Source organism: Amycolatopsis sp. NPDC034160, from assembly GCF_055575355.1.
Window position 1 is genome coordinate 91,676 of the sequence record NZ_JBVISU010000031.1, and the last position, 7,188, is coordinate 98,863.

Genomic DNA, 7,188 nt, shown 5'->3' on the forward strand with positions numbered 1-7,188 from the left:
TGTCATGGTGTTCGGAACTCCCCTCGGTGGTGATGGACAAGGGCTACGGGTCAGCGCGCGCTCGCCGTGTCCAGCCGCGACCACGCCTGCCAGGCGCTCCGCACCATGGCGCTGAGGTCGTGCCGTGCTTTCCAGGCGAGATCGTGAGCGATCTTGTCCACGTTCGCGACTATTTCGGGTGCGTCGCCCGGTCTCCGTGGAAGTGCGGCCACCTCGACAGGAAGGCCCGAGACGGCCCGGATCGCGTCGAGCACCTCCAGCACGGAGTAGCCGACGCCGGTGCCCACGTTGTAGATGTCCGCGGACTGCTGTCTTTCCAGCCGCTCGACGGCCGCGGCGTGGGCGTCGGCGACATCGGCGATGTGCACGTAGTCACGCACTCCCGTGCCGTCCTTCGTCTGGTAGTCGATGCCGGTGACCATCGCGGGCCTGCCCGCGGTCACTTCCTGGAACACCAGCGGGAACAGGTTGTCGTTGCTGGTGTCGGCGAGTAAGGGGTGAGCGGCGCCGACCACGTTGAAGTAACGCAGGGCCACCCATGACAACCCGTTGGCCCTTCCCGCGGACCGAAGCAGCCATTCGCAGATCAGCTTTGTCTCGCCGTACGGGCTGATCGGGGCCGTCGGGGTCGTCTCGGTGACCAACGGGTTGTTCGGTACGCCGTAGACGGCGGCGCTCGACGAGAGCAGGAATCTGTTCACGCCCGTGTCGATCATCTCGTCGAGAAGCATCCGCATGCCTTCGACGTTGTCGCGGTAGTAGCGCCGCGGGTAGGCGACCGATTCGGTCGCCGATTTCCGCGCGGCCAGGTGTATCACGCCGTCGACTCGGTGCTCACGCAACACCGCGCTCACGACGGCGCGATCGGCGACGGAACCGATGACCAGTGGCACGTCGCTGGGCACCCGTGCCGCGTCGCCGGTGGACAGGTCGTCCAACGCCACGACACCGTGCCTGTCTTCGCGCAATCGTCGGATCACGTGAGAGCCGATGTATCCGGCGCCGCCGACCACCAGCCAGCTTCCGGGTGCCGCTGGCTTCACTGTCTCGCAGATCTCCATGCCCATCCCGCAGGTAAAGCCGGCGTGGACGAAGCCGACAGCACCAGCTTGCCTCAGGCAGGTAATCTTGGCAAGGAGGATTGACAAATTTGGCAACATAGCCTGGGTGTGGTCTTATTCGTCGTATGGTCAAGATGCATGCCGACGAGGCGGACATCGACGCCGGGCTCGTCCGGTCGCTGGTGCGCACGCAATTCCCGCAGTGGGCGGGGCTGCCGGTACGGCGGTTGGCCTCGGGTGGCACGGTGAACGCGATCTACCGGCTCGGCGAACGGCTCAGCGTCCGGCTGCCTCTCACCGAAGGGGGCGCCGAGGATCTGCGTCGCGAACTGCGGTGGCTCCCACGGCTCGCGCCCCTGCTGCCGGCCGCCGTCCCCGAATCCGTCGCGGTGGGTGAAGCCTCGCGGGAGTACCCCTGGTCGTGGGCGGTGTATCGCTGGATCGAGGGCGGGCCGCCGATCGAAGGTGAGCTGGCCGGACCCGAGCGCGTCGCGCGTGACCTCGCGGCCTTCGTCATCGCGATGCGCGAGGTCGATCTCCCTGGCGGTCCCGTCGCGCACCGCGGCGGGCCGCTCGCCGAGATCGATCAGGAAGTGCGCGCGGCGATCGAGAAGCTCGGCCGCACCGGTGAATCCTTGGACCTGGGCGCCGCGGTAGCGGCCTGGGAGCACGCGCTCGCCATCCCTGGCTGGCCCGGGCCGCCGTGCTGGATTCATTCCGACCTGATGCCGAGCAATCTGCTGGTCGCGGACTGCGGGCTCGCCGCGGTCCTCGACTTCGGCACTGTCGGAGTCGGCGATCCCGCCAGTGACCTCATTCCCGCCTGGAACCTGCTGACGCCACCGGCGCGGGCGGTCTTCCGTGGCGAGGTCGGCGTCGACGCCGTTACCTGGTCGCGCGGCCGCGGTTGGGCACTGGGCATGGCGATCGTCCAGCTCCCGTACTACCGGGCGACGAACCCGGTCATTTCCGCCAACGCCCGTTTCGTGCTTCGCCAGGTTCTCGACGATTTCTCATTGAAGGGATCTTGAAGGGGAGTCAGGCGAGAACTCGACTTGCCACTACGGCCAGCGGCTCGCCGGGCGGAGTTTCCATGATTTGCCACCGTTGTTGCCTCAGGGTAAGATGTCGGCAGTCGCGAACCGGGTTCGCGTGACGTCGATCGCTGATGGAGCGTGGGCAAGGTGTTGGAGCAGCCGCATTTCGGTAGGCGCTTGCGGGACTTGCGCCTGGAGAAGGGGCTCACCCAAGCTGCGCTGGCCAGTGACGGCCTGTCGACCGGTTATCTGTCCCGGCTGGAGTCGGGTGGTCGTCCGCCGACCCCGCGAGTGCTGAACTATCTGGTGGACCGGCTCGGCGTTTCGTCGTCGGCGTTCGAGAAGGCTTCCGAGTCCCGGCTCGCCGAGCAACTCGCCACCGTCGTCTCGGCGAACGGTGTGGTGGACGACGTCGAAGCGCTCGCGGGAGCGCTGCGGGCCGATACCGGGAATTTGACCCTGCGCTGGCAGGCGCTGTGGCTGCTGGCGGCGGCGATGAACCGACGGGGCGAGCACGAGGAACAAGGCGAACTGCTGGCCGAACTGGTGGAGCTGAGCGACGAACTCGCGGTACTCGAACTGCGGGTTCGGTCCCGGGTGGAGCTCGCCGGCCTGTTCCGCGTGCTCGGCCGGAACGACGACGCCAGGACGACGGCGCTGGCGGCGGTCGAGTTGTGCCAGGACGGCGGGCTGCCCGTCGCGGACAAGGCGGCCGCGCTCATGACGCTCGTGGCCGCCGAAACCGAGGCCGGGCTGATCTCGGAAGCCCGGGCCCGCGCCGACGAGCTTTCGGCCCTCACTCGTGACGCGCCACCGGAAGTCCGGGCGAAGGCGTTGTGGACCGCGGCATCGGTGTACAAGCGCCAGGGCGACGACGGTGGCGCGATGAAGTTGATGACCGAAGCGCTCGAACGGGTCGACAGCAATCAGGACGTGATCCTGTGGTTGCGGCTACGGCTCGCGGCGGCGTCGATGGAACTGCAGGGCCTCGATCCGGAAATCGAACTCGCGGCACGGTGGCTCGACGAAGCGGCCGCCGCCGTGGCGCTGGTCGGTTCGGTACAGCACGACCAGGAACTGCGCGCACTGCGCGCACACCTCGCTTTCGCCGCGGGCCGCTTCGACGAGGCGGCCGAGTTGGCCGCCTCGGTCGGTGACGGTTCGCATCTCGCGTTCCGCGACCGGGTACGGCTGGACATGCTGCGCGGCCGTATCGCGATCCGGCGAGGCGACGTCGAGGCAGGGAGCCGTGAGCTGCAGGAACTGGCCAGGCAGGCACAGGAGACCCTCAACATCGATCTCGCGGCCGAGATCTGGCGGGCACTCGCCGAATCGCTGACGTCGGATCGATAAACCGGATCTCCTGCTCGGTCACGGGCGCGTTCGAGATCGTGCTCCTGCGGGTAGGCGGTCCACGAAACAGTGGGCCAGCGAGGTGGCGACCCGGACGGGAACCACCTCCGGCCGGTAGGCGATCTCGGCGCGGAGGCCGCCGTCTTCCCGCGGCCAGAGTTCGGTGTGCAGCTCCAGCGGCAGGTCGACATACGGCTGACGGAGAAATGCGGTACGCAGGCCGGCCAGCTCCAGCCGGGGGATCGGGTTGTCCTGTAGGGCGAACATCGTCTGGAACAGCGGTGGCCGGGCCGATCGCGGCCGGTTCAGCCGGTTCAGGATGTCTCGTAAGGGGATCTCCTGCGTGGCGAACGCGCGCGCGACGATCCGCCCGATCAGCTCCGGATCGCCGTCCAGCGCGGCACCGCGCAAGCGAAGCGGGACGGTGGTGATGTGACAGCCGATCGCGTGCTCCAAGACCGGATCGGCGCGTTGGGACACGGGCACGCCGACGGCGAAGTCGCGTTGCCCGGTGACCTCGGCCAGCGCGCTCGCCCAGTGCGCGAGCAGGACGACGAACCTCGTCCGGCCCGCCGCGGCCGCGAGGGCGTCCACCCCCGCGAGTACCTCGGGAGAGAGGGTGACTTCCACCCTGCCCGGCTCCGGTCCCGGCCGCCGGGGGGGCGGCCGGCCAGCGAAGATCGGGCACGCCGTCGAATTCCTTCGCCAGCTGGGTTTCCTGCGCGAGGATGTCGTCGCGTGACAAGGCGGACCGGCACCGGGCCTCGGCGAGGGTGGGCGGCTCGGGGAGATCGATCGTCGTGCCGTTGTAAGCGGCGGCCAGGTCACGGGAGAGGACCGACTGAGAGAACCCGTCGAAGGCGATGTGGTGGACCACGCAGCCGAACAGGGTCACGGTGCCCGCCTCGACCAGCGCCGTGCGCCACACTTCGCTCTTGGCCGGTTCCAAGCGCGTGGACAGATTCGCCCGTAGCACCCGGATTCCGGCGTCCAGTGACGGTTGCGGTGCCAGCTCCTCGAGTGTCGGCGGGGACACGTCGTCCAGCCAGGCGGCGGGCCGAGGGTCGGCGGCGTAGGTCGCGCTGAGCGGCTCGTGCCGCCAATGCACTTCCTCGACGGCGGCTTGGAGCGCGGCGCGGTCGAGGTCGCCCTCGACCGACCAGAGCAGCAGGCAGTTCGCGGTCCGGTCGTCCGGCGTGAGCAGGTGCCGGGTCAGGAAGACCTCCTGCATCGGGGTGAGCGCCACTTCAAGGGCGTCCGGGCGGACGTCCGCCGGTTCCGGACCGGTGGACTCCAGCCAGGCGGCCAGGCCGGCGGCCGTCGGGTGCCGGTAGAGCCGCGAAACCGGGACCGGAGAGGCGGACTGAGCGGCCAAGCGCGCGCAGACCCGGCCTGCGCCCAGTGAGTCGCCACCGAGCGCGAAGAACGACCGGTCGGCGGGCACGGACGTTCGGTCGAGAACCGCCGCGAACGTCTCCGCCACCAGGCGGACCGTGGGATCTTCATGGCGGAAACCGTCGGGTGCGGATGGGCCCGTGAGCATCGCGAGCAGTGCCCGCTCATCGAGTTTTCCTTGTGCGGTGACCGGAAACGCGTCGACGCTGCGCAGTTCCGCCGGACGTTGATAAGCGGCCATTGTGGACTCGAGCAGCCGCGGCACGCCTTCGAGTGGGTCCCCCGGTTCGGCGGGAACGCAGAACGCCACCAGATCCACCGCCGTGCCCGCGTCGTCCCGGCGGGCGAGCACACGGGCCTGGCGCACCGGGCCGAGCCGCTCGATCCGGCGTTCGACCTCGGCGGGCTCGATGCGGTGGCCGCGGATCTTGAGCTGGCGGTCGGCCCGGCCACGGAACCGCAGCAGCCCGTCCGCGCCCCAGGCCCCGAGATCGCCGGTGCGGTACACGCGGACTTCGTCTCCGTCGATCACGGCGCCGGTGAACTTCTCGGCCGTGAGCGCCGGATCGCCGAGATAGCCCAACGCGAGCCCGTCACCGGACAGGCAGATCTCGCCGGTCTCACCGACCGCGCAAGGTCTGCCGTCGTCGAGTACGTGCACCCCGGTGCCGGGAACGGGACGGCCGAGGGGGATGTCGTCCGGTCGCGCCGCATCCTGCGCGGTGATCCGATGCGTGGTGGCGAACACGACGCTTTCCACCGGCCCGTAGCCATTGAACAGGGCTACCTCCGGGTGCTCGCCCAGGAACCGGCCGACGTGCCGGGGGGAGAGGCGTTCCCCGCCGGTCATCACCTGGCTCACGCCGGAGAACGCGGCCGGGTCCTCGTCGACGATCATGTTGAACAGGCTGCTGGTGAGCCAGACCGAGTCGACCCCGTGTTCGGCCACGCCCGTCCTCAGGGCATCCGCGGACAGATACGGCTCGTCGATGATCAGTGACGTACCGCCGTTCAACAGCACCGACCACAGCTCCAGGGAGAAGGCGTCCCAAGCCACCGGCGCCGCCAGCGGCATGACGGTGCCGGCGGTGAAGCGGGCGAATCCGTTGCGCTGGAACAGTCGCATGGTCGCCCGGTGGGGGACCAGCACGCCTTTCGGCCGGCCACTCGTACCAGAAGTGAAGAAGACGTTGCTGGGATCGGTTCCGGCCACCGCCGCGGGCTGGAACGTGGGTGATGGCTCGACCCGGTGCCGTGGTGGCGACCAGATTCGGGGCGCGGGACGGTGCGCGGTGTCCGAGATCAGCAGCCGCGCACCGAGCAGGTCGATCACTTCGCGGACCCGGGTCTCTGGCCACGATGGGTCGAGGAGGGCATACGCCGCGCCGGTTTTGAGCACCGCGAGCAGCGCGATGATCAGTTCCGGACCCCTCGGCAGGACGATCGGGACCACGTCTCCCCGGCCCACTCCGGCTTCCGCCAGCAGCGCCCCCCAGGCGTCGGCTGTGCGGTCGAGGTCGGCATAGGTGAGCCGCCTGCCGACGGAAACGAGCGCGATCGCCTCCGGGCGGAGCAGCGCGCCGCGCGCGACGGCTTGGTGCAGGCCTTCGCCCAGGGCGATGTTCGGGCGCCCCTTCGTCCATGTCGTATCCGGCAGCACGGTGTCCCCTCGGTGGGAGTCGCCAAGCTCGACAGGATTGCCAAGCCCAACTGAGTTGCCAAGTAGTTGTCACAAGCTTGCCTTAAAGTAGTCCAATGGGGCAACATGTGACCGATTGTCGACCACTGATCCTGCGGCCTGGGAAAGGACCATGGCACTTACTCACTTCTCCGCCCCTGATGGCGTTTTCCCCAGCGACGGCTACAGCCACGTCGTCACCGGCCCCGGCCGCGTGATCGCGCTGGCGGGTCAGATGCCGTTTTCCCCCGAAGGCGAGATCGTCGGTGAAGGCGATCCCGCGGTACAAGCCCGGCAGGTGTTCGAGAACATGGGCCGATGCCTGGCGGCGGCGGGGGCGACCTTTGACGACATCGTCCGGCTCAACTACTACCTCACCGACATCAGTCAGGTCCCGGCGATCCTTGCCGTGCGCGACGAATTCATCGACATCGCCCGCCCTCCCGCGAGCACCGTCGTCCAGGTGGTGGCGCTGTTCCGGCCGGAGCTCCTGATGGAGGTCGACGGCCTCGCGATCCTTCCGGAGCGGAATCGAGGGTGAGCCAAAGGTGTCGTAGTGGAGTTGGGGGGAGCGCGGCGGTGGGGCGTCGGTCCAGGTGGTCGTGAGTGGCGATTCGGGTTAGAACCCGAATCGCCACTCACAACCAAACCAACCCACCCCTCT

5 protein-coding genes and 1 pseudogene are annotated in these 7,188 nt (G+C 68.8%); 3 read left to right on the top strand and 3 right to left on the bottom strand.

Translation table 11 applies throughout. From position 1 onward, the window contains the following. Positions 1–50 precede the first annotated feature (50 nt). A complete protein-coding gene (gene galE / locus ACZ54P_RS37525) occupies positions 51–1,043 on the bottom strand; it encodes a UDP-glucose 4-epimerase GalE (protein WP_465466364.1) in 993 nt (330 codons plus the stop codon). Positions 1,044–1,186: 143 nt separating this feature from the next. Here galE and ACZ54P_RS37530 point away from each other — a divergent pair, with 143 nt between their 5' ends. After that, positions 1,187–2,092 carry an aminoglycoside phosphotransferase family protein gene (locus ACZ54P_RS37530; protein WP_465466365.1) on the top strand — a complete coding sequence of 302 codons (906 nt, stop codon included), beginning with the start codon at positions 1,187–1,189 and terminating at the stop codon, positions 2,090–2,092. 153 nt (positions 2,093–2,245) lie between these two features. Continuing rightward, entirely contained in the window at positions 2,246–3,451 is a 1,206-nt protein-coding gene (locus ACZ54P_RS37535; protein ID WP_465466368.1) for a helix-turn-helix domain-containing protein, read from the top strand. Positions 3,452–3,469: 18 nt separating this feature from the next. Here the strand turns inward: ACZ54P_RS37535 and ACZ54P_RS37540 are convergent, their stop codons facing one another. Together ACZ54P_RS37540 and ACZ54P_RS37545 are read right to left on the bottom strand one after the other, a co-directional pair. Further along, positions 3,470–4,279, bottom strand: coding sequence for a condensation domain-containing protein (locus tag ACZ54P_RS37540; RefSeq protein ID WP_465466369.1), 810 nt, complete (start codon positions 4,277–4,279; stop codon positions 3,470–3,472). Positions 4,280–4,295: 16 nt separating this feature from the next. Then, positions 4,296–6,506 (bottom strand): annotated as a pseudogene (locus tag ACZ54P_RS37545) (amino acid adenylation domain-containing protein); the annotation flags it as partial. 151 nt (positions 6,507–6,657) lie between these two features. On the opposite strand from ACZ54P_RS37545, the gene ACZ54P_RS37550 reads away from it, so the two are divergent. Beyond that, positions 6,658–7,065 carry a RidA family protein gene (locus tag ACZ54P_RS37550; protein ID WP_465466366.1) on the top strand — a complete coding sequence of 136 codons (408 nt, stop codon included), beginning with the start codon at positions 6,658–6,660 and terminating at the stop codon, positions 7,063–7,065. Positions 7,066–7,188 lie beyond the last annotated feature (123 nt).

Coding starts and splice junctions, on each gene's coding strand:
- ACZ54P_RS37550 (WP_465466366.1), top strand. CDS start 6,658: ATGGCACTTACTCACTTCTCCGCCCCTGATGGCGTTTTCCCCAGCGAC.
- ACZ54P_RS37530 (WP_465466365.1), top strand. CDS start 1,187: ATGGTCAAGATGCATGCCGACGAGGCGGACATCGACGCCGGGCTCGTC.